This window comes from Clostridium sp. CTA-19 (assembly GCF_054767855.1).
This window is the reverse complement of record NZ_BAAABH010000071.1, coordinates 1-2,546: the sequence shown is the minus strand read 5'-3', so window position 1 is coordinate 2,546 and position 2,546 is coordinate 1. Positions and strand designations below refer to the sequence as shown.

Below are 2,546 nucleotides of genomic sequence, written 5' to 3'. Positions count from 1 at the left end.
AGTTCTGATCCAGAGTACCACGAGACACGTGAAACCTTGTGGGAAGCAGGGAGGACCACCTCCCAAGGCTAAATACTACCTAGTGACCGATAGTGAAGCAGTACCGTGAGGGAAAGGTGAAAAGAACCCCGGAAGGGGAGTGAAATAGAACCTGAAACCCTGTGCCTACAACCGGTCGGAGCACTTTATATGTGTGACGACGTGCTTTTTGTAGAACGAGCCAACGAGTTACGATATGTAGCGAGGTTAAGTACTTAAGGTACGGAGCCGAAGGGAAACCGAGTCTGAATAGGGCGCAAAGTTGCATGTCGTAGACCCGAAACCGGGTGACCTATCCATGGCCAGGATGAAGCGACAGTAAAATGTCGTGGAGGTCCGAACCACGTTGGTGTTGAAAAACCATGGGATGAGCTGTGGATAGCGGAGAAATTCCAATCGAACTCGGAGATAGCTGGTTCTCCTCGAAATAGCTTTAGGGCTAGCGTCGATTAAYTGAGTACTGGAGGTAGAGCACTGAATAGGCTAGGGGGCATACCGCTTACCGAACCTTATCAAACTCCGAATGCCAGATACTTTTATTTCGGCAGTCAGACTGCGAATGATAAGATCCGTAGTCAAAAGGGAAACAGCCCAGACCATCAGCTAAGGTCCCAAAGTGTAAGTTAAGTGGTAAAGGATGTGGGATTTCTAAGACAACTAGGATGTTGGCTTAGAAGCAGCCACTCATTTAAAGAGTGCGTAATAGCTCACTAGTCAAGAGATCCCGCGCCGAAGATGTCCGGGGCTAAAACTTACCACCGAAGCTATGGATTCACATTTAATATGTGAGTGGTAGAGGAGCTTTCTGCATTGGYTGAAGTCGTACCGAAAGGAGCGGTGGACGATGCAGAAGTGAGAATGTTGGCATAAGTAGCGAGAGCCAGGTGAGAATCCTGGCGGTCGAAAACCTAAGGTTTCCTGAGGAAGGCTCGTCCGCTCAGGGTTAGTCGGGACCTAAGGCGAGGCCGAAAGGCGTAGTCGATGGACAACAGGTTGATATTCCTGTACCGTTAGCAGACGTTATTACAAACGGGGTGACGCAGGAGGATAAGATGTGCACACTATTGGATGTGTGTCTAAGCATTTAGGGAGTTTTAGCAGGCAAATCCGCTAAAACAATTCTGAGATGTGATGGGGAGCTAATTATAGCGAAGTATCTGATTCCACGCTGCCAAGAAAAGCCTCTATGGAGGAAGCTAACGCCCGTACCGCAAACCGACACAGGTAGGTGAGGAGAGAATCCTAAGACCAGCGGAAGAATTGCTGTTAAGGAACTCGGCAAATTGACCCCGTAACTTCGGGAGAAGGGGTGCCTACGCAAGTAGGTCGCAGAGAATAGGCCCAAGCAACTGTTTAGCAAAAACACAGGTCTCTGCTAAAGCGAAAGCTGATGTATAGGGGCTGACGCCTGCCCGGTGCTGGAAGGTTAAGGGGATTGCTTAGCGCAAGCGAAGGCATGAACTTAAGCCCCAGTAAACGGCGGCCGTAACTATAACGGTCCTAAGGTAGCGAAATTCCTTGTCGGGTAAGTTCCGACCCGCACGAATGGCGTAATGATTTGGGCACTGTCTCAACAGCAAATCCGGCGAAATTGTAGTGCAAGTGAAGATGCTTGCTACCCGCGATTGGACGGAAAGACCCCGTAGAGCTTTACTGCAATTTAGCATTGAGTTTCGGTATTATCTGTACAGGATAGGTGGGAGACTGGGAAATCACGGCGTCAGCTGTGGTGGAGTCGACCTTGGGATACCACCCTGATAGTACTGGAATTCTAACCGGAGGCCATGAATCTGGTCACGGGACATTGTTAGGTGGGCAGTTTGACTGGGGCGGTCGCCTCCTAAAAAGTAACGGAGGCGCCCAAAGGTTCCCTCAGAACGGTCGGAAATCGTTCGAAGAGTGCAAAGGCAGAAGGGAGCCTGACTGCGACACATACAGGTGGAGCAGGGACGAAAGTCGGGCTTAGTGATCCGGTGGTACCTCGTGGGAGGGCCATCGCTCAACGGATAAAAGCTACCTCGGGGATAACAGGCTGATCTCCCCCAAGAGTCCACATCGACGGGGAGGTTTGGCACCTCGATGTCGGCTCGTCGCATCCTGGGGCTGAAGTCGGTCCCAAGGGTTGGGCTGTTCGCCCATTAAAGCGGCACGCGAGCTGGGTTCAGAACGTCGTGAGACAGTTCGGTCCCTATCCGTCGCGGGCGTAGGAAATTTGAAGGGAGCTGTCCTTAGTACGAGAGGACCGGGATGGACCAACCTCTGGTGCACCAGTTGTCACGCCAGTGGCATAGCTGGGTAGCTATGTTGGGAAGGGATAAACGCTGAAAGCATCTAAGCGTGAAGCCCACCCTAAGATGAGATTTCCCATAACGTAAGTTAGTAAGACTCCTGAAAGAACATCAGGTTGATAGGTGAGGGGTGTAAGCATGGTAACATGTTCAGCTGACTCATACTAATAAGTCGAGGGCTTGACCTAATATAATCACTGTGCAATTTTCAGAGAACAA

Annotated in this window: 1 rRNA gene; it reads left to right on the top strand. The window is 50.7% G+C overall.

Annotated elements, in window-relative coordinates:
- A 23S ribosomal RNA gene (locus ACYUE0_RS17565) occupies positions 1-2,515 on the top strand; the annotation flags it as partial.
- Positions 2,516-2,546: the final 31 nt, after the last annotated feature.